The sequence below is a fragment of the Proteus sp. G2626 genome (assembly GCF_009915985.1).
Taxonomy (GTDB): domain Bacteria; phylum Pseudomonadota; class Gammaproteobacteria; order Enterobacterales; family Enterobacteriaceae; genus Proteus; species Proteus vulgaris.
This window is the reverse complement of the sequence record NZ_JAABNH010000029.1, coordinates 76,109-101,989: the sequence shown is the minus strand read 5'-3', so window position 1 is coordinate 101,989 and position 25,881 is coordinate 76,109. Positions and strand designations below refer to the sequence as shown.

The following is a 25,881-nucleotide window of genomic DNA, read 5'->3' as shown; positions in this document are numbered from 1 at the left end:
TGCAAGGTTCTCTTATGACCCGCTATCTCGCAGGTTCTTTAAATATGGAGCTTTAGCTCTCAAGGAACCTTTAAGCACTGTCTTACAGTGTTTAAAGGCGCCTTATTCTTTTTACCGCAAACGCCCAACTTAGTTTTTCCATTAACCGCCCTAACTATTTTAGGGCGGTTATTATTTTATGCACTACGTTTTAACAACATCGACTTAATATGACCAATCGCTTTCGTCGGATTGAGTCCTTTTGGACATACGCTGACACAGTTCATAATGCCATGACAACGGAATACGCTGAACGCATCGTTAAGATCATCAAGACGAGATTCTGTTTCTGTATCACGACTGTCAATCAAGAAACGATAAGCAGCTAACAATCCAGCAGGCCCGATAAACTTATCTGGATTCCACCAAAATGACGGGCAAGAGGTTGAACAACAAGCACAAAGGATACAATCGTAAAGTCCATCAAGCTTTTCGCGTTGTTCTGGTGACTGTAGGTTCTCACGAGCAGGAGGGTTTTTGCCATTATTAATTAAATACGGACGAATTTTCTCATACTGTGTATAGAACTGAGTCATATCCACTATTAAATCACGAATGACTGGTAAACCAGGTAACGGTCTGATCACAATTTTCTTACTTCCTTTCTGTAAAGATGAAATAGGTGTGATACAAGCCAAACCATTTTTACCATTCATGTTTACGCCATCTGAGCCACAAACACCTTCACGACAAGAACGACGGAACGATAAGGTAGGATCTTTTTCCTTTAATTGAATTAATGCATCCAATAGCATCATGTCACGCCCTTCAGGAACTTCGAGGGTGTAATCTTGCATATGCGGCGCATTGTCAACGTCGGGATTGTAACGATAAATAGAAAATTCAAGTTTCATATTTGAGTCTCCGCAACTTCAATAACACCGCTAATTAATATGTACGCACTTTTGGTGGGAAAGCTTCACGCAGTTTTGGCTGCATATTCACTTCACGGCGTGTCATTGTTTCGGTTTGCGGTTGATATAATGTATGGCATAACCAGTTCGCATCATCACGTTCTGGGAAATCGAAACGGCTATGAGCACCACGACTTTCAGTACGGAAATTCGCAGATACCGCAGTGGCATAAGCTGTTTCCATCAAGTTGTCTAATTCTAAGCATTCAATACGCTGTGTATTAAATTCACTTGAATTATCATCGAGTCGTGCATTTTGTAAGCGCTCACGAATGACTTTCAGTTCTTCTAAGCCTTTTGCCATTGCATCACCTTCACGGAATACCGAGAAGTTATGTTGCATACAAGATTGCAGTGCTTTACGGATCTCAACAGGATCTTCACCAGAACGGTTGTTTTCCCAGCGGTGTAAACGAGTTAATGCAGCTTCAACATCGGAGTCACTGGCATCGCGCATTGTGCCTTGTTCCATCAGTGATTCTTTTAAATGAACACCGGCTGAACGACCGAATACAACGAGGTCTAACAGTGAGTTCCCCCCTAAACGGTTTGCACCATGAACAGAAACACAAGCGATTTCACCAACAGCAAACAATCCTGGAATAACCACATCTTCGCCCTTTTCATTCACACGAATGGCTTGACCAGTCACCTTCGTTGGGATCCCTCCCATCATATAGTGACAAGTAGGAATAACAGGAATTGGCTCTTTAACTGGGTCAACATGTGCGAATGTACGAGAAAGATCGAGAATACCCGGTAAACGTGATTCAAGGACCTCTTTACCCAGATGATCAAGTTTCAATTTCGCATGAGGACCCCAAGGGCCATCACAACCACGACCTTCACGAATTTCAATCATGATTGAACGAGCCACTACGTCACGACCCGCAAGGTCTTTGGCATTTGGTGCATAACGCTCCATAAAGCGTTCACCGTCTTTATTCAACAGATATCCGCCTTCACCACGGCAACCTTCAGTCACTAATACACCTGCACCTGCGATGCCTGTTGGATGGAATTGCCACATTTCCATATCTTGTAGTGGAACACCTGCACGAACGGCCATACCGACACCATCACCTGTATTGATATGCGCATTCGTGGTGGATTGATAAATACGACCAGCACCGCCCGTAGCTAAAATAGTGGCATTAGCTTTGAAATAAACCACTTCACCGGTTTCAATGCAAATTGCAGTACACCCGACAATATCACCATCTTGGTTTTTCACGAGATCCAGTGAGTACCACTCAGAAAAGATAGTTGTGTGATTTTTTAAATTTTGCTGATATAGGGTATGCAATAATGCGTGCCCAGTACGGTCAGCCGCTGCCGCAGTACGTGCCGCTTGTTCGCCACCAAAGTTCTTAGATTGACCACCAAATGGACGTTGATAAATACGGCCATCATCTAAGCGAGAAAATGGAAGCCCCATATGTTCCAGTTCTAAAATTGCTTCAGGACCGGTTTTACACATATATTCGATAGCATCTTGGTCACCGATATAGTCGGAACCTTTTACGGTATCGTACATGTGCCATTCCCAGTTATCCTCATGGGTATTACCAAGTGCAACAGTGATACCTCCTTGAGCGGAAACAGTATGAGAACGAGTAGGAAAAACTTTAGAAATCAGTGCACAAGACAGACCCATTTGAGAAATCTGTAAAGCGGCACGCATACCGGCACCACCTGCACCAATAACAACTGCATCAAACTCTCTTACTGGCAGATTCATTACACACCCCACACCACAATTGTTCCATAAATAAGATAAACCAACAGCGCAACAACAATAATCAGTTGTAAAGTCAGGCGTAATGCCAGAGGTTTAATATAGTCCGTTAACACCTGCCACATTCCGATCCACGCATGAATAAGAATAGAAAGCAGGGTCAAAATGGTGAACACTTTGGTTAAGGATGAGCTAAAGAACCCACGCCATACTTCATAGGTAATTTCTGTGGTTGCAATAAAACCCACAAGGTAAAGAACATATAAAACGATGATGATGGCTGAGGCACGCAGAAATAACCAATCCTGTATGCCAGTACGGCCTAAAGTAGAAGAATTACTTACCATACTAAAACCCCCGCCAATATTGATAAAATAACCGTAATAATCATGGATGCAGCCGCCGAATTGCGACCTACAACCAAGGTTTCATCAATAAAGCCGAAGTCCATTAGCATATGGCGAATACCACCACAAATATGGTAGGCCAATGCCGTTAGGATGCCCCACAAAATAAACTTTGCGAAGAAACCAGTCATGATTTCAGCTGCTTGCTGAAAACCTTCAGGAGAGGAGAGAGAGGTGCCAAGTAACCACAGTAAGATACCCACTGCGACTAACATGATAACCCCAGAGACACGATGCAAGATCGATGCGATAGCAGGGAGTGGAAACTGTATCGTCTGTAAATCCAGATTGACAGGTCTTTGTTTTTTCACAATTTATGCCCACACAGCTTTTATAATTTTTCCTTCCTCCGGACCTGGATGGAAATCAAACAGCGAATGGGGTACAAAGGCACATTTTAAGTAAAATGTTAAATCCGTCTATTTTACAGAAAGTGTGGATTCGTTACGCTGGTTCTCCATACAACAACGGTTCCGGAGACCTGCGCGCAGTATAAGTGCTTCACAAACTTATTACAATTACCACACAACTTGTGTGCCCGACATTTGCCTCGAACAGTGAGAAGGATCACTATTTAATACATCTGATGCAAAAATGATTATCACTTTTGACACATGTACAACATTTTTATTACATTTACTGCATTATTTTAATGTTTATGTTTTTTTTGTGCGCAAACTCGCTTCCAGAAACCTCAAACTTGTGTAAAAGTGTTAGCAGTACTAATTCTAAGAGCATTGCATAAAAAAGCACCTAAAAAACATAACATCAAAAGCTCCTTAACATAAGTGACACACTATAGACCTAGGCATGACGGGCATTAAATAAAACTCATCTGGGTACCTTACATCAACTATAGTTTCACTATCGAAGTGCATCTTTATGAAGATACCCTCGACTTTGTTAGGAGACATATAAGCGCTAAGGAGATTATAAATGGCTGATAACAAAGCTAAGCTAACGATTGATGAAACATCTGTAGACTTGGACGTTCTATCCCCTACACTCGGTTCCAAAGTTATTGATATTCGTACTCTCGGCTCCAAAGGTTATTACACCTATGATCCCGGCTTTACCTCAACCGCATCTTGTGAGTCAAAAATCACCTATATTGATGGTGAAAACGGTATCTTACTTCACCGTGGTTTCCCTATCGGGCAATTAGCGACAGAATCAACATACTTGGAAGTTTGCTATATCCTTCTATATGGTGAAGCACCAACGCAGGAGCAATACGATAAATTTAAAACGACGGTTACTCGCCATACCATGATCCATGAACAAATTACTCGGCTGTTCAATGGGTTCCGTCGTGACTCACATCCAATGGCTGTATTGTGTGGTGTGACAGGGGCTTTAGCTGCGTTCTATCATGACGCACTGGATGTCAGTAACCCAGTCCACCGCGATATCACAGCTTATCGTCTATTATCCAAAATGCCGACAGTCGCGGCAATGTGTTACAAATACTCTATTGGTCAACCGTTCGTTTATCCAAAAAATGACCTTTCTTATGCTGGTAACTTCTTACACATGATGTTTGCAACACCGTGTGAAGAGTATGTGGTCAATCCAGTACTTGAACGTGCAATGGATAGAATTTTTATTCTTCATGCTGATCACGAACAAAATGCATCAACATCTACAGTACGTACCGCAGGCTCTTCTGGTGCAAATCCATTTGCCTGTATTGCAGCAGGTATCGCGTCACTTTGGGGACCAGCTCACGGTGGTGCAAACGAAGCGTGTCTACGTATGCTAGAAGAGATCAAAACCGTTGAACACATTCCTGAATTCATTAAACGTGCAAAAGATAAAAATGACTCCTTCCGTTTAATGGGCTTTGGTCACCGTGTTTACAAGAACTATGATCCTCGTGCAACAGTTATGCGTGAAACCTGTCATGAAGTGTTAAAAGAATTAAACCTCAATGACAGCTTACTTGAAGTGGCAATGGAATTAGAACGTATTGCCCTAAACGACCCGTATTTTATTGAGAAAAAACTGTACCCTAACGTTGACTTTTACTCTGGTATTATCCTTAAAGCGTTAGGTATTCCATCGAATATGTTTACTGTTATTTTTGCTATTGCACGTACAATTGGTTGGATTGCTCACTGGAATGAAATGCACGAAGATGGTTTGAAAATTGCGCGTCCTCGTCAGCTTTATACCGGTTATGATGAACGCAAATTTAAAAGTGAAATTAAAAAGAAATAATTGAGGTTTATTAATTATTTATCTTGCTAAGCCCCGTTTAAATCGGGGCTTTATGTTTTAAAGTTATCGATAAAATCCAATCAGCTTTTCAAATATTCTTGCGGTGTTTGCCCTGTCATTTTTTTGAAAAAAGTAATAAAGGCGCTGTCACTGGCAAATCCTAATATCTGGCTAATATCAATATAGCGATGATGGGTAGCTAATAATTCAATTGCTTTCATTAATCGCCATTGTTGGCGCCATTGTTGATAACTCAACCCCGTTTCTTTGTAAAATAAGCGTGTAATAGTTTTTTCACTCGCCCCGACACATTTCGCCATTTCTTGTAACGGTGGTGGCAAATCATCAAATGATAAACGCTTTAATCGCCTATCTTTCGGCATAGATAAATGATTAGGTTGCCGTTGTGCATATGCTATTTCATCAAAGAAAACCGCTAATAGATTTGCATAACGCCCTTCTTCCCATTGCGTATCAAAATCAGCAACAGAAATACGCTCAAGTATTTCCCGCAAAAGAGGAGAAAGCGTAAATATCTCACTCTCACTTGGAAATTTATCATGATATTTATCGGAAATATAAACAGAGCGATATCCCACAGAGGCATACATTTCGACTCGATGTTCTAATTTTGCAGGGATCCACGCAATTCTCATGGGGGGTAATACAGAAACGCGAGAGGCCAAAGTGATTCGCATACACCCTGACTGCGTAAATAATAATTGCCCTCTATCGTGAGAATGAAACCCAGAGTCGTGCTTTCCCATTTCTGCTGCAATACCGACGACTGATGCAAGATGCTCTTCTGGCACAAAGTGGTCGTATTGATTAAGCCAGGCCATTATTTGTCCTATTTGAAATATAATATGTCTTTATGTTTATAACAAGACACTCATTATCTCTGTATTCTGTCATTCAGATTTAAAGATGTAGGATAAAAAAAATGAACAGAAAACTCTCTTTATGGTTAGCAATTGCGTTAATGATGTTTCCGCAAATTGCAGAAACCATTTATAGCCCAGCACTGACTGACATCTCAAATGGCTTTCATGTCAGTGCAAATGAAGCAGGGCAAACACTTTCGCTCTATTTCTTTGCGTTTGCATTAGGGGTCATTATATGGGGTCGATTATGTGATGTCATTGGGCGTCGTCCGACAATGTTAGCTGGATTGGTTATTTATGCTATTGCTTGTCTTGGCGTATTTGTGACAAAAGATTTTTCAGTCTTATTGGGATTACGTATGCTTTCTGCTTTTGGTGCTGCGGTAGGCTCAGTGGGCACACAAACTATTATGCGTGATGTCTATAGTGGTGATGAATTAGCGAAAGTTTTCTCAGTAATGGGCGCTGCTATCGCATTAAGTCCAGCAATAGGTATGTTAAGTGGTTCATTATTAGTCAGTTATGCAGGCTATCAAGGCGTTTTTAGTGGTCTTGCCTTTCTTGCTATTATTTTATTGTTATGGAGTACTTTTGCCTTACCAGAAAGTCGCCCTGAAACGATAAAAACTACGCCTATTGGTAAAACTGCAATAAAAATGCTGAAAGATAAGCAAATTGCCAAAACAATATTATTAATTGCCTTTTTTAATATCAGTCTATTTGCTTATTATCAATTAGCTCCTTTTATGTTTGATAAACAAGGATATAGTACAAGTACCTTTGGCTATAGTGGCATTATATTAGCAATGGGAGTAGGCATAGGCTCTTATATTAATAAAGCACTATTAAACCACCATTGGCAATGTGAGAAATTAGTGTTACTTGCTAGTTTTATTGCGTTGATTAGTGCAGTCGGTGTTTATTTATTACGTAATCACATTAGTTTTATTATTCCAATGATGACAAGTGTCGTTGCTTATGGCATTGCTATTCCAAATATCTTGGCCACTGCCCTAGCACAATATAAAGATCGTTTAGGCACTGCGGGGGCATTATTAGGCTTGTTCTACTATTTATTAATTGGTGGTGGACTTGCACTTGCAGGATGGGGACAAAGTTTATCAATCACCTTACTAATTTGTAGTCTAGGTTCATTGCTACTCTCTTTATCTCGCCAAATAGAAAAATAATTAATTTAAAAGAGCCTCTTATCAATATAAGTGGCTCTTTTTATTTTATGATATTCATATAAAATCAAAAGGAACAAAATCCCTTAAAAATACGGGATTGTTAACACTTATTTACCTTTATTTCTGACTGTTATTTTTTTAATCAATTTAGCTAAGTGTTAACGCTTATTTTATTAAACAGACAATTCTTAATCTTTTTAAATCCCACAAAAAAACACCTTTATTATCACCTCTTCATTTTCAGCACTTTTTCCTGATATAGCGTTTTATATAATGAAGAATTGAATATTAATAAAGTTAGATCGGCTTTTTCAGTGTTTATATCTATAAATTTAACAAATGGGATGCCTAGGTTTTATTTTCAATAGTGATAATCAAATTGTTCGTTTTGCTATTTCATGGTAAAAAAAACTGTTTATCCATACATAGCTTAAGGAACTGGCGTGATAAAAAAAATCTTAGACCTCCTCCCTCTTTTTGGGAAAAAAGACGTCGATATTACTGAAAAATATCTTCAAGAATCTCTTGTACTGCTTGCTATATTTGATGAAAGTTTACCTAAACGTGCATTAGATTATGTACTTACAGGCAAAAACCCAGAAATTCTTTTTGAATTAAATAAACTGGATGCAGCAAAAGCAGCCGTTTATTTTCATCGTGCAGGAACATTAGAATGGTGGTACGCCAGTAATGTTGATACAGGAAAATATAATAAAGTTATCACCCAAGGTCTTAATGCCCGCCATAAACTTTACTCTAAAGTTGGCGAAAGCTTTTCCTTAGAACAAGTCGCTCGTTATGCAAAAGTCATTGCCGCTGCATGCCAAGATATCAATATCAAAGTGACAACAACTGAAGTACCGACTTGGGTTATTTACCTGTTAGTTGATGCGTTTTACACCACTTATGATAATGCACGTAATCTTAATTTAGAACATCGTAAACATTGGAGTATGGAATTTATCGCCAATATGGTCGAAGCTGAGGCCAATATTGCGGGTGAAAATGCATTATTCGCCGTATTTGATAGAAAAGATATCTCTGAATACTATGCTTCTAATCTTAAGCGTATTTATGAACTTCGTGATTTAAAAGATTATCTGCTTTCACATCAAGAATTTATTAGAACAGCACTCATTGAAAAACTATCAGCAAATGGTTTAGTCGAGCTAATTAATTACTTAAATAAAAATACAGTATTACGTGACACTTTTGCAGATATTATTGTTTTACTGGCCACCAGCAGTTTAAAAACAGTAAAAAAAACCGCGGAACCTATTTTAAATACTTTACCAGCAGAGATCGTAAAAGAAAATTTAACTCATGTTTTAATGAAGGGTACACCGAAACAACGTGCACAAGCTGCTGACTTATTTGCTCGCCAAGGTGAAAATCGCGGTGTACTTGAAGAAGCCTTAAAACATGAAACCTCAAAAACGGTCATCAAGAGCATTGAAAGTGCCCTACAACGTTTTAGTGTTGCTGATAATGCAAATACTGTTGAAGCCATCGAAGTGCCTGACTTTACACCATTAGAAGATACGCCGTTACCCGATAGTGCCCGTGATATTATGGTCAATAACTTCAATGAAATGTTAGTTAAAGCAAAGGAAAATGCAGAACGTGAAATTGAAGAAAATAAAACGGCTAAACACTCTTATAATTGGGCACAACGCCATTATAAAGATTTATCTAAAATTGATGAAAAACAGTGTCGCGCATTAGTGGATAAACTCAATAGCGGACAGGGCACAATTCAATCAAATGAGATCCAAATAATCAAATACAAAAACCGTATTCCTAATTTACCTGAATACACGTTTTTCCATGCAGTACGCGTGATCACCAATAACCGCCAACATGCCGATCACTTTTCCTCTTACTATTTTAATGGTGAAATTCCTGAGCGCTTATTTAGTAATATTGAATTACGTCATATTGAAGATGTGCTACAACGTTGCAACTTTAAAAATGCAACCCGCCTTACTGCTGCATTATGTTTAGAATCTTATGAAGATAGCTTACGCCGTTTTCGTAAACCAGAACAAGTTTGGCCTTTCTTCTCTCAACATACTGATTACATTGCAGAAGCGTTAAACTTAATGCCAAATCAAAGTGAACACCGCTATCGCCAATTTGAAACATCACAAGGTATTGAAGTATTAAGTCGTTTCCCAACAATTCCTGCGCAATTTGTTCCACGCATCATGGAATTGGCATTAGGTGAAAATAAAACACACCGCGTTTCTGCACAAAAGTTATTAGAAACACTGCCTAATATTCATTTAAGTGCACAAGAAGGATTAACCTCTAGTAAACAAGAAATTCGTGTTACAGCCATTGAATGGCTAGCTCGCTTAAATAATCCGGATTCCTTACCTGCGCTTAATGCCTTATTGAAAAAAGAAAAACGCGAAGTAGTACGAGCCTCTTTACTTACTGCGTTAGAGCAACTAGGTGAAGATATTTCAAGCTATTTATCACCAAAAACATTATTAGCAGAAGCTGAAAAAGGCCTTAAAGCCAAAGCACCAGCAAGCCTTGCTTGGTTTAATTTCGATGCAATTCCCGCATTAACATGGGAAAACAAGAAAGCGGTTGATCCCGCAATTATTCGCTGGTGGATTATTCTGGCAGTAAAGTTAAAAATGCCTGGAGGTAACGCACTATTACAACGTTATATCAGCCTGCTTTCTACGGATAGTCAACATAAACTTTCAAGCTTTATTCTGCATACTTTTGTTGCTCAGGATATTAAAGGGCCATCACTAGAAGAAGCGATGATTGAAGCCCAACGTGAAGCGCCGGGGCGTTTAAGTAATTATCAAAACTGGGCTAAACGTTATCCTGAATATTATGCTAAATATGAAAACTTCACATTAGAACAAGTGGTTGAAGAGATTAAAAACGAGGTATTACGTCGTTATTTAGGCTCAGCAATCAGTGATAAAGGTATGCTTGCGCTTATCTGTGGCATTGAAGGCCATGTTGCGGTATCTGTATTACGCAACTATATGCGCGATCATTATCAGCGTCGTGCTCAAATTGAAGCGATGATTGATGCCGTTGCTTCAAGCAATGATCCGATTATCATCCAGCTTCTTCTTTCGTTATCTCGTCGTTATCGCACTGCATCTGTTCAGGAAAAAGCCCGTAATTTAGTTACGCAAATTGCGGAACGTAATGGCTGGAGTGCAGATGAGTTAGCTGATAGAACTATTCCAACCGCAGGTTTTGATGATACTGGAACATTAGTGCTGGAATATGGTGAACGTATTTTCACTGCAAAAATGGATGCAAAACAAAAACTTGTTCTGTTTAATCCAGAAGGCAAAGAAGTTAAGGCGTTACCTGCTGCGCGTAAAAATGATGATGCTGAGCTGATTAAAGAAGCGAAAAAGCTCTTCACTTCGAGTAAAAAAGAACTTAAACAAGTTATTGAGCTACAAAGTGTGCGTTTATATGAAGCGATGTGTGCTCAACGTCAATGGTTAAGTACAGATTGGCAAGAATACATTTTAGCTCACCCAATTATGCATAAATTAATTGAACAATTAGTTTGGCAGGAAGTTAAGGATGGCGAAGTGATCAATACGTTCCGCCCTTCTGATGATGGTGCATTACTTAACCTTGAAGATGACGAAGTCAGTTTACAAAACGATTCATTTATTCAATTAGCCCACGCGGCATTAGTTAATGAAGATGAACGCAAAGCATGGATTGCTCACTTTAAAGATTACAAAGTGAAGTTTTTGTTCTCACAAATGGAACATAAGATCCCTGAATTAGATCTAACGCAAACAGAGGTTGAAGACCGAAAAGGCTGGCTCACAGACACCTTCACTTTACGCGGTATTTTAACCAAAATGGGATATCAACGTGGCCCTGCTGAAGATGGTGGCTCGTTCTCCCACTATTACAAATTCTTCTCTAGTTTAAACTACTACGTCAATATCGGTTTCAGTGGTAGCTATGTGCCAGAAGAAAACATTCCTGCGGTCTTATTTGATTTAAGTTTTGAGAAAAATCAGCAAGATTACTGGGATCGCAATAATATTGAGCTAAAAGAAGTTCCGCCAATTTTATTAGCAGAAAGCTATGCTGATTATCTAAAAATCGCTGAAGCTTGTGCAGGATTCGATCCTGAATGGGAAAAGAAAACACCTTGGTAATAATTAGGGATAACTAGGAAAGAATATGGCTAAAAAAGCACCCGCAGATCAACAAGCAATCAGGGAAAGTGCTGAGGTTCGATTTGCTCAAGAGTTAGCGCGCTTAACAAAAGCAGATGTTAATAATCCTAAACCACAAGGATGGCTTCGCTCTCCTCGTGCTGTACGACAATTTATTTTAGGTGATGATGCATTAGGCGTCACACCTAAGTTTTTCGGCGACGATGCCTTGGTTGATCGCGCAATTGTCACATTATTAGGCAAGCAAGGTTTAATGCTAGTTGGTGAGCCAGGTACAGCAAAATCGATGCTCTCAGAGCTTTTTGCCGCTGCCATCAGTGGTGATTCAGGGCTAACTATTCAAGGCACTGCGGGCACTACAGAAGATCACATCAAGTACTCATGGAACTATGCGTTGTTATTAGCAGAAGGCCCAACAGAGCGCGCTTTAGTGGGATCGCCGCTTTATCAAGGTATGTTACAAGGTAAAATTGTTCGCTTTGAAGAGATAACCCGTTGTCCTCCTGAAATTCAGGACGTACTGGTTTCTTTGATGTCAGAAAAACAGTTAATGATCCCCGAAATGGGGGATGGTGCGCGTATTAGTGCAAAACCTGGATTTAACCTTATCGGTACAGCAAACTTACGTGATCGTGGTGTCCACGAGATGTCTGCCGCATTAAAACGTCGTTTTAATTTCGAAACGGTAAAACCCATTCGTGATCCAGCATTTGAAATCAGCTTAATTCAATCACAGCTAGAAAATGAATTAGGCTCTTTAGCTAATGAAGTGACGATACCTGTTGATGTAGTGGAATTACTGGTAACCACATTCCAAGAACTACGTTCAGGTAATACACAAGATGGCGGTAATATCAAAACCCCTGATGCGGTTATGTCAACCGCAGAAGCGGTGAACATTGCTTATGCTTGTGCCTTAGAAGCACATTATTTAGGTGATGGCGTAATGAATGCAGGTGCGATTGCGCGCCAATTAATCGGTGTTGTATTAAAAGACAATGCTGATGATATTAAACGTATTCGTTATTACATGGACAATGTCGCTAGAGAACGCGCAAGAAACAGCAAAGAGTGGAAAGCGTTCTTTGATGCATCAAAAGAGTTTTGGCAATAACACGCTGAAACTCATTGCTACACAATAAAATACGTTATTTATCAATTAAAGGCAGAGTTCACTGACTCTGCCTTTTCACCCAGAAAAGGGATCGACACGGTGACGCTACCTTCAATACCTTTGCCAGAAAGAATTGACCAAGCACGACTGAAATGGACGTCGTTACAGCAACAACATCTCTATTTTGCCCCTGTACGCCATCACAGCCCTGCTTGTGCTTATGCTGTTTTATCACTAATTGATTCGGTAAAGCCTGACTATATATTAATTGAAGGCCCTGATACCTTTAATTCTCTTATTCCAAGTCTGACTGATAAAGATACCCTGCCTCCAGTGGCTATTATGGGGCAAGCAGAATATTTGCATAATGATGGTAACCAAGAAGAGCGAGAAAAATCACTGCATTCTGCTTATTTCCCATTTTGTGAATATTCACCTGAATGGCAAGCATTGCGAGGTGGTTTACGCATCAATGCAAAAACACGCTTTATCGATTTGCCATGGGCGGCTCAAGTTAATAACGAAGAGTATAGTGATTCACAAAGTCGTAGCTTACAAAAAGAACGTTATTTAGCCCATAGTCAGTTTATTGCACAATTAGCCAAAAAATGTCATTGCCGTGACCATGATGATGTTTGGGAGCATCTTTTTGAGCTACGCAACATTGAAGCTTTAGCTGATTGGCAATCCCTCTTTAATGATACCTTTATTTGGTGTGCACTTGCGCGTCTTGATTATGAGCCAGAAGTACTTGGATCAGAAGGTTCTTCGCAACGTGAAGCACATATGCTCACTCATATTCAAACCATCAAACAACAAGAGCCCAATGCCAAGATTTTAATTGTAACAGGCGGATTTCATACCCTTGCATTAATTGAAGGTCTAACCAATTCACAATCTCAATCTTTCGCTATTTCTAGCACAGAGCAAAAGCAATTCACTAAAATGCAAAGAATGGCCGAAAAAGAACAAGCTTGGCTTATTCGCTACAGTTTTGACAGATTAGATGCACTTAATGGCTATGCTTCTGGTATGCCATCTCCAGCTTTTTATCAACAAGTTTGGCAAAGTTTAATGCAACAACATCATGATAAATTAGAAAATAATGGTCTTGCTAAACAGCCAACCCAAATTTATCGCAATAAAATGGGGATCGCATTTTTAAGCTCAGTGGCTCAATCTATTAGAGAAAAACAATTTGATAATCCACCTAGCTATTTAGCCGTAAAACTGGCTGCCGAGCAAAGTTTACGCCTTGCTTTACTTAGAGATCACGCTGGTATGGGTCGCTATGATTTGCTTGATGGTTTACAAAGTGCCTTTATTAAGGGCAGTTTAGATGATAGCCAAAGCGAGTTATGGACAGAAATTAAAACCTGTTTTTCAGGCTATCTATTAGGCAAAATTCCATTAGGTACGGCAACACCACCGTTGGTAAATGAAACCTATGAACGTGCCAAAAGTTTTCGTTTTAAACTTGATGATACATTAGTAAAAACCACGAAATGTGATGTTTACCGCAACCCTCAACATCGCTTAAGAAGTCGTTTTTTACATTTATTGGCTTTCTTAGAAATTCACTTTGCACATCGAATCAATGGCCCTGACTTTCTTTCTGGCCATCAATTGGATTTGTTGTTTGAAGAGTGGCAATACGCTTGGACACCCAATGTCGAAGGTGAATTGATTTCATTATCAGAGAAAGGCTCTCAACTTGAAGCCATCGCCTTAACTAAGTTGTTATCTATGGAAAAACAGCTTGAAGAACAAGGCCAAAGTCGTTCAAGCCAAAGTGCTGTCACTTTATTAACACAAGCAGCATTAATTGGGCTCCACCAGCGTATTCCATCATTATTTAAGTTGTTAGATAACTATATCCAACAAGATTTTCGCCTTGGGTCATTAACCCAATGTGGCCACAAATTAATTCATTTATGGCGAGGTCGCCAATACCTTGATATTACCGATGAGCTGACGCTTGAAAATCGCCTGCATCAAGTTATCCCTCAAGCATTCTTTTGTTTAGAACAACTCGCTCAAAGTGATGAGCAACAACAAGAAAGTAATTTACAAGCCCTACTCTCTTTACGTGAATTAATTGAATTTATGCCATCTCTCAATAATCAACATGATTATAAAAGCGACCTTTATCAGCAACTCAATCGCCTTGATGGACAACTAGATACTGTTCCTTTATTAAAAGGTGCTGTTGATGCATTACGTTATTTAGGCTCATATATTGACGAAACCACACTGACAAGCGCATTGAATGCCACTTTTAGTACGGGAAGTTCTCCTGAACAAGCCATTGGTTATTTTGTGGGAATTATGCGAACAGCACCAGAGCTTGTGATCCGCTTACCTTTATTGGTTGATCACTTAAATACCTTGTTACAGCAATGGGATGAAGAGCGTTTTATTCAGATCTTGCCTGATCTGCGTTTTGCATTTAGCCAACTTAATCCCAAGCAAAACACAGAGCTTGCACAATATATCGCCAGCGATATTGGTTTAGATACGCAAGCATTATCATTATGGCAGTCAGAATTTAGTGCTAAACAAATGATTGAAGCGACTAAGCTTAATCAAAAACTACAACAACGTATAATGGAACAAGGCATCATTTCTTGGTTTGATACTAAGAAAGCAGAGAACGGAGACAATGCCCATGAGTCAGCATAATGACGATATGCCTGAAGATAAAATACGACAAGCAAAACGCTGGCGCCTGATTTTGGGCCAATATGCTGATGACGCTCTTGGGCAAGCCACATTTAATGCCGAAGATCTTAAAGTTGAACGTACGCTCGATTTTCTTTATCGCCGAGAATACCAGCGGCGAGGCTTGCGCCAAGAGCGAGGACGCCATGGTTCACTCGATGCATCACAACTTACCGCGGTAAACTGGCTCAATCAAGCACGTAAGCTATTCCCTAATAGCACCTTTGAACGTATGCAATCACAAGCTATTGAACGTTATCAAATCAGTAGTTTTCTTAAAGATCCCAATACGTTAAAAGCAATGGAGCCCACGAAAGCGTTAGCCAAAACATTATTAAGCTTACGTGGGCGCATGAGTGAAGAAACGCGAGATGCCGTTAAAACCATTATTCGCAAAGTAGTTGAAGATATTTTACGTCAAATTCGCAATAACTTTCGCCAATCATTAACAGGTCGCCGTAATCGTTTTAGACGCTCTTTAGTGCCTAATAGTCGCAACTTTGATTGGCGTGCGACCATTGCTGCAAACTTAAAACATTACGATACTCAAAACCGCCGTTTAGTGATTGAAACACCTTACTTTAACTCACGGATGCAACAGCATTTTCCATGGGATGTTATTCTCTGCGTTGACCAAAGCGCGTCAATGTCTAGCTCCATTATGTATGCAGCTGTTTGTGCCAGTATTTTAGCCTCATTACCTGCCGTTAATGTCTCTTTAGTCGTTTTTGATACTCAAGTTGTCGATTTATCGCATTTGGCAGACGATCCCGTTGAAGTTTTAATGACGGTACAATTGGGAGGCGGTACTGATATCGCAGGTGCAATTCAATACTGTGAAAGTTTAGTCAAAAATCCCAAACGCACCGTTATTTCTCTTATCAGTGACTTTGAAGAAGGTGGCTCATTAAACCGCTTATTAGATTGCACACAACGTCTTAATAGCCAACAAGTTAAATTATTAGGTCTCGCGGCACTTGATGATGAAGCTCAACCTGTTTATGACTCTGCGATTGCACAAAAACTCGCAGACAGAGGTATGCAAGTTGCCGCCTTAACACCAGAACATTTCGCGCAATGGCTAGCTGAGGTAATGCAATGAGTTGGCAAACGGTTTACTTTCATTACGATGAAGATGCGCTCACAGTTTTTGCAAATGCAGGATTATTAAGACGCGCCAAAAAAGACCTTGATAACGAAAAAGTATCTCTCACTGATAGCAATACAGGGCAGTTCAGTAGTGATGGGCAAAATGTTGTTTTACACGAAGCGGGTATTCAACAAGCCAGTTGCGATTGTTCTGCATCAGGTTGCTGTAAACATATTTTAGCTGCTATTTTATGGCTCCAAGCTAATAATAATACTGATAATTCAAATAATGATAATAGTAGTGAAATATCATCAGAAGCCATTACTGAGCCTGTTGCAATCGTTCCTCTGTTACCCACATTATTTGCTCTTGATCCAGAAGCATTAATCAAAAAAGCGGGTAAACCTGCCTGTCGAACAGCGATTAAATTAATCGGACAGTGGGAAAACTCAACATTCAGCCTAGAAGACACAGGGACTCAATTAAAAATCCAACTTCCTGATGTTGATGAGCCTGTTATTTTCTTACAAGGTGGCGGATATGATGGCATGTTATCGCCTTTTTCTGACTCACAGAAAAAAGCCTTTCATCTCGCTATCGTGGCTAAATTATTTGAGCAACACACGAAACCTTGGACGTGGCCTGAAGATTTAATTACGGTGCAATCTTCTAAACATCCCCTGAATGATGAAGAAATAGCTCTAATTAATACCATTGAACAATTTATTGATGATTTATTACGCCAAGGGCTATCACATATCAGCTTAAGCAGTGCCACACAGTTACACTTATTAAATATGTCCGCTCGAGCGGAAGGTTTACCTCGTTTAGCGTCTTATTTACGAACATTAAGCACTCAAGTCAAACTGTTGGCAGAAAGACATTTCACCATGGATGAAAGCCATGTCTTGCGTTTATTAGCCCATGTTTCTGCCTATCTATTCCAATTATCTCATGCGACACCAGAGCAGTTAAAAACGTTACGAGGGCAACTTCGCCGTCAATATGATAATAAAAAAACTAGCCTTTCTCTTATTCCGGTTGGGGCAAATTGGTGGACAGCACAAAGTGGCGCATTAGGTGCAACCTTTACCTTTTGGGATAGCGAAGAAAAACAGCTATTACAAGCGACACAAGCACGTCCTAATCAGCTTGATACCTTATTTAATCGTTATGGTGTTTGGAACAGTTTGTCATTATGGAAACAAACTGCGGATAAATTAATGCGTCGTCCTTTTTTATTACAAGAACCCCGTATTTCTGATGAAGGAAAACTAGCCACTATTGGCGAGAGCTTTGCTCAAAATCACGCGGATTTTCTTGATATTACGGACTACAACAATTTGCAAACTGAGCTAGGCATCAATAACTGGCAAGATTTACCCGATTATTTTGCCCATCAAACAGAAGGATTTCTTTCCCCTCTGGTTCTGCATATCAAACACTACAAACCGTTAATTTGGTATGAAGTAGAGCAATGTGTGATTTGGGAAGTATCAGATAATCATAAAAATTCAGCTTTCTTGCGCCTTTATTGGGAAGGAACAACACAAAATAATCTAGAAGAATTGCGCTTTCTTACCAAAAAAGAGTTAGAAATTGTCGCAGTCACTGTGCAACCCGTTCGACGTGATCTCAATATAGACTTGTTGCCAACGACTATTTGGATCAGAACAGAGAGAGGCATCGAACTGTTTTATCTCGATTTTGACCAATTTCCACGTAAGAAAAAACAATCAGGCTTTATTAGCCGTATCCAAGAATATATGGCTAAACGTAAGCAACAAACAGTAATGCATCACAGTGAACCGACGTTAACACAAAAATTCTGTCGTCCTATTTTGTCCGTATTAGAAGCTCAAGCCTGTACTGGACGGGAATTACTCTCTGAAATGCAAAAAGAGCAATTAGAAATAAGCAAACACACCGCAGATGATTTAGGAATGACATTAATTGCTGAGCAATTAGCTTATTATTTGGCATTAACTTCCCGTGATCCACGGGCATTATTACAGTTAATTTGGCTATGCGATAATCTGCAACAATTGCAAAGTCCGTTACCTATTCAACTTAACGAGTAATTGGTATTAGCGAAAAAGCTACCTCTCTAATTAAAGAGAGGTAGCTTTTAAGATAGAAATAAGTGGGCTTATGCTGGATTATCAATATCAATAAACGTTACATCCAAGTTATGTGTTTGAGCTAGCCATTCACCTAATGCTTTAATACCATAACGCTCCGTTGCATGGTGTCCTGCAGCAAAAAAATGAACGCCCATTTCTCTTGCAATATGAATAGTCTGTTCTGAGACCTCCCCCGTCACAAAAGCATCCACTCCAGCATCTGCTGCATCTTGAATAAAGCCTTGTCCCCCTCCAGTACACCAAGCAATACTGCGGATCGCTTCAGGTGCATTATCACCACAATGCAATACATTACGTTGCAATGCTTTTTCTAAACGTGCTTTTAATTCAAGAGGCGCTAAAGGCAAATCAAACACACCTTTCGGCACTAAAGGTAATATTTCACCTTCAACTTTAACGCCCATTTTTAATGCCAATTGAGCATTGTTACCTAAAATTGGGTGCGCATCTAACGGTAAGTGATAACCAAAAAGATTAATGTCATGACAAAGTAATGTCTTCAAACGATTGCGTTTCATTGAGCGAATGACAACAGGCTCATTTTTCCAAAAATAACCATGATGAACTAAAATTGCATCCGCATTTAATGCGACTGCTTCATCAAGTAATGCTTGGCTGGCAGTCACACCCGTAACTATTTTTTGAATATGTGGACGCCCTTCTACTTGAAGGCCATTAGGTGCGTAGTCCTGGAAATTCTCAATACTGAGCTTTTCATTGATGATTAATTCTAGAGCGGTATTTTTCATCTCATTCTTTTCCCTGTTATCACGAATGCCACTATTTATATAACAATCGAATAAATAGCAATAGGTTAAAGGTATCCGTTTAAATAAATCATTATTCTTTATTGTAACGTAAAACTTGAAGGTTATTTGAAAGTGAGGAAAAACAAGCAGATTGCATTGGAAAAATGCTTTAAAGAAGTGATAAAAATAACGCCTACTTACTAGGCGTTACCTTGATGTTCTGTTATTTGTGGCTATTTAACGCCACTTCTGATTTTGCCAACCAAACAGGTTTATCACTTGTTTTAGACCATACACGGTGTATATAGCTATAAAATTGTGCACGTTTAGGATGGAAAATCATAACAGGAAATGCCACAACACCTAGCGCAATAGCACCAGTACGACGGGCCAATACATGTGTTTTTGTATATTCGTTATAAGCTGGCATAGTGTTCTCCTGCATAGCAATTAATTGATGTTGAAATTTTACCTCATTTGATGAAATTTTACTACTGATCAGACCACTCAATTCGTGCGAAAAATCACCTTTATTTTTCTTGATATGTAATTAAATTTCATTATGGAAACAAAGTTGAAACATAAATTACACAACTATTAACAAAATGAGATCGGTATTTTTACTTGATAAAAGTTGTAGTAAATAATTTTGAGAATAAATTATCAAAAAAGAAAAAAATCAAATAAAGAAAGAGAGGTTGGATATTCAAGAATGCGGACTGTAGTATTAATAACATAGAGCTACTGCTAAATTATCTACGACTGAATAATATATTTAGCAGTGATTAATGAAATATTTATGCAGGGAAATCAAGATAATACCATAAAAAAACACCCCAATATTGAAAACCAATTTTTGGGGTGTCATCAGTAAATAGATAATTTTATAACTTAAAGTACCCTGAACTTATTTCTTCACTGCTTTACCTTTACCACGCAGGGTTTCGGTTAATCCTTTCAGGAAGTATCTTACAAGTTGATCGCCACAATTACGGTAGTTTTTATGTCCTGGTTTACGAAATACAGCACTTAACTCTGGCTTAGAAACACGGAAATCCGCAAGCTCATAAATCTTTAGAATATCCACATCTTTTAGCTCAAAAGCGACACGTAATTTTTTTAAGATAATATTATTAGTTATACGCTTTTCAACTTCAGGTGCTGGGAAGTTTTCATCTTTTCCACGACGATAAAAAATTAAGCCATTTAAAAAATGTCCCATCGCATTATCGTCACACTCGACAAATTCAGGTTCATCGTCTTTTTTCAGCCAACTATTGACTAATTCTTTCGTGACGGTGTAATCAGCTAGTTTCATGATTTCAACAACATGTGCATCACTTAGATCCAACATGTAACGTACACTGCGTAAAACAAAATTATTTTGCATTGATTATCCACTCTATTTTTAATTCTAAATCAACCTCAATGATGGATATCAATGCTGTGATCTAAAAATATGTAATGATTAAAAAAATACACTCTACCTTTTGGTAGAGTGTATTCTATATAAATAGCTTATTACACTAACTTATTTGTTAGCAAAGACATTATTTACTATTTCAATGGCTTCTTTTTCAATTAACTCACGATGCTCAGGGCCACGGAAGCTTTCGCAGTAAATTTTATACGCTTCCTCTGTGCCTGATGGACGAGCTGCAAACCAGCCGTAATCTGTCATCACTTTTAAACCACCAATAGAAGCACCATTACCTGAAGCATGTGTTAAACGAGCAGTAATTGGGTCGCCCGCTAACGTGCTTGCAGTTACCATTTCTGGCGATAAACGTGACAACAGTGCTTTTTGTTCATGGGTTGCTGATGCTTGAATACGGTTATAGCTTGGGGAGCCAAAACGCTGTGCTAGTTCATTGTAATGCTCTTGTGGATCTTTGCCTGTCACTGCTTTCATTTCAGCAGCTAACAAACATAAGATGATACCGTCTTTATCAGTTGACCATGGTTTACCGTTAAAACGCAAGAAAGAAGCACCTGCGCTTTCTTCACCACCAAAGCCAAATTCACCGCTAAATAAACCTTGTACAAACCATTTAAAACCAACAGGAACTTCAACCAGCTCGCGTCCTAAGTCAGCCACAACTCGGTCAATCATCGCACTTGAAACCAGAGTTTTACCTACTTTTACATCATTAACCCATTGTGGGCGATGACGGAAAAGATAGTTAATTGCAGCTGCTAAATAGTGGTTAGGATTCATTAAACCAGACGGTGTCACAATACCATGGCGGTCATAATCAGGATCATTAGCAAAGGCTAAATCAAATTTATCACGCAGTTGTAATAAACCTTCCATTGCCCATGGTGATGAACAGTCCATACGAATAACACCATCATGATCGAGTGTCATAAAACGGAATGTTTGATCGACTTGATCGTTGACCAATTCAAGATCAAGATCGTAATACTCACCAATGCGCTTCCAATATTCGATACCGGAACCACCTAATGGATCAACACCTAATTTTAGGCCTGCTTTCTTAATTGCTTCCATATCAACAACGTCACCTAACGCTTTGACATAAGGCATAATTAAGTCTTGAGCTTCAATATAACCACTTGCCAGCGCTTCATCATAAGAAAGACGTTTGATCCCTATTAAGTTATTTTCGAGCAGTTCATTCGCACGTTTTTCAATAACAGAAGTTAAATCGGTGTCAGCCGGTCCGCCATTTGATGGATTATATTTAATACCACCATCTTCTGGTGGATTATGGGATGGAGTGATCACGATACCATCAGCAATATCTTGATGTGCGTCGTTGTATGTCAAAATAGAAAAAGAGACTGCCGGTGTTGGTGTATAGCCATTATTTTCTTGAATAATCACTTTCACTTTATTGGCAGCAAGTACTTCTAAAACAGAAATAAATGCAGGCTCTGATAGTCCATGGGTATCTTTACCCACATAACATGGCCCTGTTACTCCATTTTTTGCACGGACTTCAGCAATAGCCTGTGCAATTGCCAAAATATGGGCTTCATTGAAACTATGGCGATTTGCACTTCCGCGATGGCCAGATGTACCGAACTTCACACGATGAGCATTAATGCTAGCTTGTGGTTTAAGTGAATAATATTGCGACGTTAATTGTGCCACATTAATCAGATCACTTTGACGAGTATGCTGCCCTGCTCTTGGATGAATTGCCACAAATCTTCTCCTATTTGACATCACAATCACGCTTTAAACAAAAGCCTTTGCAATGCATCAATTAACAATAGTGGTTAGATAGTTCCACACACCTTATCAATCTCATTCGCAGGAAATTGCATATCCTGCATGATGCTTTGTACCATTGTTCTTTTACGCTCTGTATTCGAGTTAGTAATAACCCAAAATGGCGTACCTGGAATATGGCGCGGTTTTGTATGACGTCCGCTATCGAGTAATGTTTGTTCATCACCAGCAAAATAGATGCGTGTTCGTCCATGTACTGTTTCAGCTGATTGAGTAAAAGTAGCGCTATCTAAGCTATATAACGTAGAAAGGATCTGTAAAAAGCGATCAACTGATTTTGTTTTTTCAGCATAACTGTCAGATAACAATAGTTCTCGCATTTCACGGACCGGATTTTTTGCTGGTGTAATCGATTTAGGTTCAGCGTCCTGTTTAATAACAGGTGCTTGTACTGACTCAGTGACAACGACTGGCTGTACGGGCTGTTTGGCATCAAGCTTCAGTAGACGCCTTAAAATATCTGAAGCGCTTTCACCGATATGTCTAGTTTCGCTAGCAATATAGCGGTAAAGTTCGTCATCAATTTCTATCTTTTTCATTGCTACCCAGTACTGTTTTCAAAAAAAAGTAGTTAGGATTATAAGATATAATCTTTAAAAACAAAATAGGTAAAATTTCAATAACTTAAAGAAGATCTATACAAGATCCAGCCATTTCAATGGCTAAGCTTGGTATTTATCCTATTGTTTATCTCGGTATCATCTTCTATTCTTTGAACTTATTCAAACAAACCCTGTGTCAAATACCGCCTTCTCACATACACCAACCATTAAATGATATAAAATTCTAAGTATTTATTTTTGAGTAATGTCAATATTTCAACTTTTTATATTACTTTGGAATAAAAAGCCATAAAAATACATTTATATAGTTTTTTATAAATTACTTGTGTTAATTATTTCCACTCTTAATTACTGATGTATATTATGACGATAAGTTGGCTTAGCACCTAGTGCATGTCATCATAGAAAAAATCGCACTTATTTTGGTCATTTACATGAAACTCAACACATTATTAAATTATCAATTACATCAACCAGAAACAGTTCCTGCATCTGATTTACCTATTGTTTTGATCCATGGTCTTTTTGGCGACTTAAATAACTTAGGCGCAATAGGACGTAATCTGCGTCAAGACAACACCGTGATACAGATTGATGTACGTAATCATGGGCATTCACCTCATAGTGAAAGTATGAATTATCAAGATATGGCACAAGATGTACTTACATTGCTTGATAGTTTACAGATCTCAAAAGCTATTATTATCGGCCACTCCATGGGTGGAAAAATTGCAATGGCAATGACCGCATTAGCACCTGAGCGAATTGCTCGCATTGTAGTCATTGATATGTCGCCAGTAGCTTACAATGTTCGTCGCCACGATAAGATTTTTGCAGCGCTAGAAGCCGTCACTGAAGCTAAAGTCACACGACGCCAAGATGCCGCAGAAATTATGCGCCCTTTTATTAAGGAAGAAGGGGTTATTCAATTTTTACTTAAATCCTTCAAAAACGGTGAATGGTTATTTAATTTACCTGCAATCAAAAAAGCCTATTCAGATATTATTGGTTGGCAAAACGTTCCTGCTTGGCATTATCCTGTGTTATTTATTCGTGGTGGCTTATCACCTTACATCTTAGATGAATATCGTCATGATATTGCACATCAATTTCCGCTTGCTAGCGCTTTTGTCGTAGCCAATACTGGGCACTGGGTACATTCAGAAAAACCTGACACGGTTATTAACGCTATTCGTCGTTTTTTATCCAAAGTTTAATTAATTACCTAAAATGACCTCATTAAGAAAGTAATAACTTACCTGAATGTATAATTATTGTACTTAATCACACCATGTGTCGATAAAAAGACCAAATGACAATAGGTTAAACTCAGGAAGCAGTGGCAGGACGCCACTATGTGGGGTATTATTGGGCGTTTCGCAATTTAGTCATTGGTATACGCCCTTTCACAGCAAAATTTATGGCAAAAGAACAAACTGATCGCACCACACTGGATTTGTTCGCAGATGAACGCAGACCTGGGCGACCTAAAACAAACCCGCTTTCTCGGGATGAACAGCTTAGAATTAATAAACGCAATCAATTAAGACGAGACAGAGTCAATGGTTTACGTCGAGTTGAGTTGAAATTAAATGAAGACGCTGTGAATGCACTTAATGAGTTGGCGACAGCAAGAAATGTCAGTCGTAGCGAACTTATTGAAGAAATATTACTAGAGCAATTAGCACAAAATTACGCCTTAAAAATGCATCAAAATGAGAATAGCTAGCAACTAAACCACACAAATTCGACAGAATTACCCTGCTATTTTCGTCAAAATACATTTTTTAGTTTTCTATCATGAAAACATGAAGCTTATTTTTCACTAGTAATTGTTCAAACACAGACAAATATAATCTAAATATTTCGAGGTATAGCTAGGCAAGCGTTAAATGAATCACTAGTAGTATACAAAGTATGTGATTAGTGAGAATAAATGTAGCCAATAATGCAACATCTTGATGTATAACGAATATAGAATAAAAGAGGTTATCTCACTTTATGGCAATCATAGGTATATTCTTCGGCAGTGATACCGGCAACACGGAAAATATTGCCAAAATGCTTCAAGAACGATTGGGCGCGGATAATGCCGAAGTTCATGATATTGCAAAATCTAGTCAGGAAGATATCGAAGCATTTGATATTCTGTTACTTGGTATTCCTACTTGGTATTATGGTGAAGCACAATGCGATTGGGATGACTTTTTCCCGACATTAGAAGATATTAATTTTGAGGGTAAGTTAGTTGCATTGTTCGGTTGTGGTGACCAAGAAGACTATGCTGAATACTTCTGTGATGCAATGGGTACAATCCGCGATATTATCGAGCCTCGTGGTGCAGTCATTGTGGGTCACTGGCCAACTGAAGGTTATCATTTTGAAGCCTCTAAGGGGCTTGCAGATGATAATCACTTTATCGGCCTTGCAATTGATGAAGATCGCCAACCAGAACTAACCGAAGAGCGTGTTGACGCTTGGGTTGCTCAAATTAAAGAAGAAATGAGCCTAGACGAAATTCTGGGATAAAATAAATACTCAATATTGAGAATGATAATTATTCAATGGTGTGCTAAGATAGTGTGATAGGTAGGGGTGTTTATTTTTAAATATCATGCCTATAATCAATAAGGTTATTTATTCACCCGAGCGTTAA

20 protein-coding genes are annotated in these 25,881 nt (G+C 38.9%); 10 read left to right on the top strand and 10 right to left on the bottom strand.

Going from position 1 to position 25,881, the window contains the following annotated elements:
• Nucleotides 1–176 precede the first annotated feature (176 nt).
• The 4 genes from GWJ05_RS16745 to sdhC are packed head-to-tail and all read right to left on the bottom strand — an operon-like array spanning nt 177 to nt 3,412.
• Nucleotides 177–893, bottom strand: coding sequence for a succinate dehydrogenase iron-sulfur subunit (locus tag GWJ05_RS16745; protein WP_006537662.1), 717 nt, complete (start codon nt 891–893; stop codon nt 177–179).
• Nucleotides 894–927: 34 nt separating this feature from the next.
• Nucleotides 928–2,694 carry a succinate dehydrogenase flavoprotein subunit gene (sdhA, locus tag GWJ05_RS16740; RefSeq protein ID WP_036938438.1) on the bottom strand — a complete coding sequence of 589 codons (1,767 nt, stop codon included), beginning with the start codon at nt 2,692–2,694 and terminating at the stop codon, nt 928–930.
• Nucleotides 2,694–3,038, bottom strand: a complete 345-nt coding sequence (sdhD, locus tag GWJ05_RS16735) for a succinate dehydrogenase membrane anchor subunit (RefSeq protein WP_006537664.1) — start codon at nt 3,036–3,038, stop codon at nt 2,694–2,696. The genes sdhA and sdhD overlap by 1 nt, the downstream gene beginning before the upstream one ends.
• Complete coding sequence (gene sdhC / locus GWJ05_RS16730) at nt 3,032–3,412, bottom strand: succinate dehydrogenase cytochrome b556 subunit (protein WP_123220776.1); 381 nt, start codon at nt 3,410–3,412, stop codon at nt 3,032–3,034. Before sdhC ends, sdhD begins: the two co-directional genes overlap by 7 nt.
• Before the next feature lie 622 nt (nt 3,413–4,034).
• Between sdhC and GWJ05_RS16725 the strand changes: the two genes are divergently transcribed.
• Complete coding sequence (locus GWJ05_RS16725; protein ID WP_036938444.1) at nt 4,035–5,318, top strand: citrate synthase; 1,284 nt, start codon at nt 4,035–4,037, stop codon at nt 5,316–5,318.
• An 80-nt stretch (nt 5,319–5,398) separates the two neighbouring features.
• Here GWJ05_RS16725 and GWJ05_RS16720 read toward each other — a convergent pair whose 3' ends face one another.
• Entirely contained in the window at nt 5,399–6,160 is a 762-nt protein-coding gene (locus GWJ05_RS16720) for an AraC family transcriptional regulator (RefSeq protein WP_036938447.1), read from the bottom strand.
• 101 nt (nt 6,161–6,261) lie between these two features.
• Here GWJ05_RS16720 and GWJ05_RS16715 point away from each other — a divergent pair, with 101 nt between their 5' ends.
• The 6 genes from GWJ05_RS16715 (at nt 6,262) to GWJ05_RS16690 (ending at nt 18,591) form a co-directional block, all read left to right on the top strand.
• Nucleotides 6,262–7,392 (top strand): multidrug effflux MFS transporter, encoded by a 1,131-nt coding sequence (locus tag GWJ05_RS16715; protein WP_036938450.1) that lies wholly within the window; start codon nt 6,262–6,264, stop codon nt 7,390–7,392.
• A 443-nt stretch (nt 7,393–7,835) separates the two neighbouring features.
• Nucleotides 7,836–11,564: a DUF4132 domain-containing protein gene (locus tag GWJ05_RS16710; RefSeq protein ID WP_036938453.1), complete on the top strand. Its 3,729-nt coding sequence runs from the start codon at nt 7,836–7,838 to the stop codon at nt 11,562–11,564.
• 25 nt (nt 11,565–11,589) lie between these two features.
• On the top strand, nt 11,590–12,699 hold the full coding sequence (locus GWJ05_RS16705; RefSeq protein WP_036938456.1) for an ATP-binding protein: 1,110 nt from the start codon (nt 11,590–11,592) through the stop codon (nt 12,697–12,699).
• 99 nt (nt 12,700–12,798) lie between these two features.
• On the top strand, nt 12,799–15,381 hold the full coding sequence (locus GWJ05_RS16700) for a DUF5682 family protein (protein ID WP_161681515.1): 2,583 nt from the start codon (nt 12,799–12,801) through the stop codon (nt 15,379–15,381).
• On the top strand, nt 15,368–16,522 hold the full coding sequence (locus GWJ05_RS16695; protein WP_036938461.1) for a VWA domain-containing protein: 1,155 nt from the start codon (nt 15,368–15,370) through the stop codon (nt 16,520–16,522). Before GWJ05_RS16700 ends, GWJ05_RS16695 begins: the two co-directional genes overlap by 14 nt.
• Nucleotides 16,519–18,591 carry an SWIM zinc finger family protein gene (locus GWJ05_RS16690; protein ID WP_161681514.1) on the top strand — a complete coding sequence of 691 codons (2,073 nt, stop codon included), beginning with the start codon at nt 16,519–16,521 and terminating at the stop codon, nt 18,589–18,591. Before GWJ05_RS16695 ends, GWJ05_RS16690 begins: the two co-directional genes overlap by 4 nt.
• Nucleotides 18,592–18,659: 68 nt before the next feature.
• Here the strand turns inward: GWJ05_RS16690 and GWJ05_RS16685 are convergent, their stop codons facing one another.
• The 5 genes from GWJ05_RS16685 to seqA form a co-directional block, all read right to left on the bottom strand.
• Complete coding sequence (locus tag GWJ05_RS16685) at nt 18,660–19,403, bottom strand: type 2 GTP cyclohydrolase I (protein ID WP_036938467.1); 744 nt, start codon at nt 19,401–19,403, stop codon at nt 18,660–18,662.
• Between the two features lie 223 nt (nt 19,404–19,626).
• Nucleotides 19,627–19,833 carry a YbfA family protein gene (locus GWJ05_RS16680; RefSeq protein WP_036938471.1) on the bottom strand — a complete coding sequence of 69 codons (207 nt, stop codon included), beginning with the start codon at nt 19,831–19,833 and terminating at the stop codon, nt 19,627–19,629.
• Nucleotides 19,834–20,310: 477 nt separating this feature from the next.
• Nucleotides 20,311–20,793, bottom strand: a complete 483-nt coding sequence (locus tag GWJ05_RS16675; protein WP_036938475.1) for a DUF1456 family protein — start codon at nt 20,791–20,793, stop codon at nt 20,311–20,313.
• Between the two features lie 141 nt (nt 20,794–20,934).
• Nucleotides 20,935–22,575, bottom strand: coding sequence for a phosphoglucomutase (alpha-D-glucose-1,6-bisphosphate-dependent) (pgm, locus tag GWJ05_RS16670; RefSeq protein WP_036938478.1), 1,641 nt, complete (start codon nt 22,573–22,575; stop codon nt 20,935–20,937).
• Nucleotides 22,576–22,649: 74 nt separating this feature from the next.
• Nucleotides 22,650–23,201 (bottom strand): replication initiation negative regulator SeqA, encoded by a 552-nt coding sequence (seqA, locus tag GWJ05_RS16665; protein WP_036938481.1) that lies wholly within the window; start codon nt 23,199–23,201, stop codon nt 22,650–22,652.
• Nucleotides 23,202–23,659: 458 nt separating this feature from the next.
• Between seqA and ybfF the strand changes: the two genes are divergently transcribed.
• From ybfF to fldA, 3 genes are all read left to right on the top strand, one after another.
• Nucleotides 23,660–24,442, top strand: coding sequence for an esterase (gene ybfF / locus GWJ05_RS16660; RefSeq protein WP_036938484.1), 783 nt, complete (start codon nt 23,660–23,662; stop codon nt 24,440–24,442).
• 203 nt (nt 24,443–24,645) lie between these two features.
• Complete coding sequence (gene ybfE / locus GWJ05_RS16655) at nt 24,646–24,954, top strand: LexA regulated protein (protein ID WP_036939089.1); 309 nt, start codon at nt 24,646–24,648, stop codon at nt 24,952–24,954.
• Between the two features lie 272 nt (nt 24,955–25,226).
• On the top strand, nt 25,227–25,754 hold the full coding sequence (gene fldA, locus GWJ05_RS16650) for a flavodoxin FldA (RefSeq protein WP_036938486.1): 528 nt from the start codon (nt 25,227–25,229) through the stop codon (nt 25,752–25,754).
• The last annotated feature ends 127 nt before the right edge of the window (nt 25,755–25,881 follow it).

Excerpts from the sequence above, each read along its gene's own strand:
- GWJ05_RS16745 (WP_006537662.1), bottom strand. The coding sequence starts at position 893 with ATGAAACTTGAATTTTCTATTTATCGTTACAATCCCGACGTTGACAAT.
- sdhA (WP_036938438.1), bottom strand. The coding sequence starts at position 2,694 with ATGAATCTGCCAGTAAGAGAGTTTGATGCAGTTGTTATTGGTGCAGGT.
- sdhD (WP_006537664.1), bottom strand. The coding sequence starts at position 3,038 with ATGGTAAGTAATTCTTCTACTTTAGGCCGTACTGGCATACAGGATTGG.
- GWJ05_RS16725 (WP_036938444.1), top strand. The coding sequence starts at position 4,035 with ATGGCTGATAACAAAGCTAAGCTAACGATTGATGAAACATCTGTAGAC.
- GWJ05_RS16720 (WP_036938447.1), bottom strand. The coding sequence starts at position 6,160 with ATGGCCTGGCTTAATCAATACGACCACTTTGTGCCAGAAGAGCATCTT.
- GWJ05_RS16715 (WP_036938450.1), top strand. The coding sequence starts at position 6,262 with ATGAACAGAAAACTCTCTTTATGGTTAGCAATTGCGTTAATGATGTTT.
- GWJ05_RS16705 (WP_036938456.1), top strand. The coding sequence starts at position 11,590 with ATGGCTAAAAAAGCACCCGCAGATCAACAAGCAATCAGGGAAAGTGCT.
- GWJ05_RS16695 (WP_036938461.1), top strand. The coding sequence starts at position 15,368 with ATGAGTCAGCATAATGACGATATGCCTGAAGATAAAATACGACAAGCA.
- GWJ05_RS16690 (WP_161681514.1), top strand. The coding sequence starts at position 16,519 with ATGAGTTGGCAAACGGTTTACTTTCATTACGATGAAGATGCGCTCACA.
- GWJ05_RS16685 (WP_036938467.1), bottom strand. The coding sequence starts at position 19,403 with ATGAAAAATACCGCTCTAGAATTAATCATCAATGAAAAGCTCAGTATT.
- GWJ05_RS16680 (WP_036938471.1), bottom strand. The coding sequence starts at position 19,833 with ATGCCAGCTTATAACGAATATACAAAAACACATGTATTGGCCCGTCGT.
- GWJ05_RS16675 (WP_036938475.1), bottom strand. The coding sequence starts at position 20,793 with ATGCAAAATAATTTTGTTTTACGCAGTGTACGTTACATGTTGGATCTA.
- seqA (WP_036938481.1), bottom strand. The coding sequence starts at position 23,201 with ATGAAAAAGATAGAAATTGATGACGAACTTTACCGCTATATTGCTAGC.
- ybfF (WP_036938484.1), top strand. The coding sequence starts at position 23,660 with ATGAAACTCAACACATTATTAAATTATCAATTACATCAACCAGAAACA.
- ybfE (WP_036939089.1), top strand. The coding sequence starts at position 24,646 with ATGGCAAAAGAACAAACTGATCGCACCACACTGGATTTGTTCGCAGAT.
- fldA (WP_036938486.1), top strand. The coding sequence starts at position 25,227 with ATGGCAATCATAGGTATATTCTTCGGCAGTGATACCGGCAACACGGAA.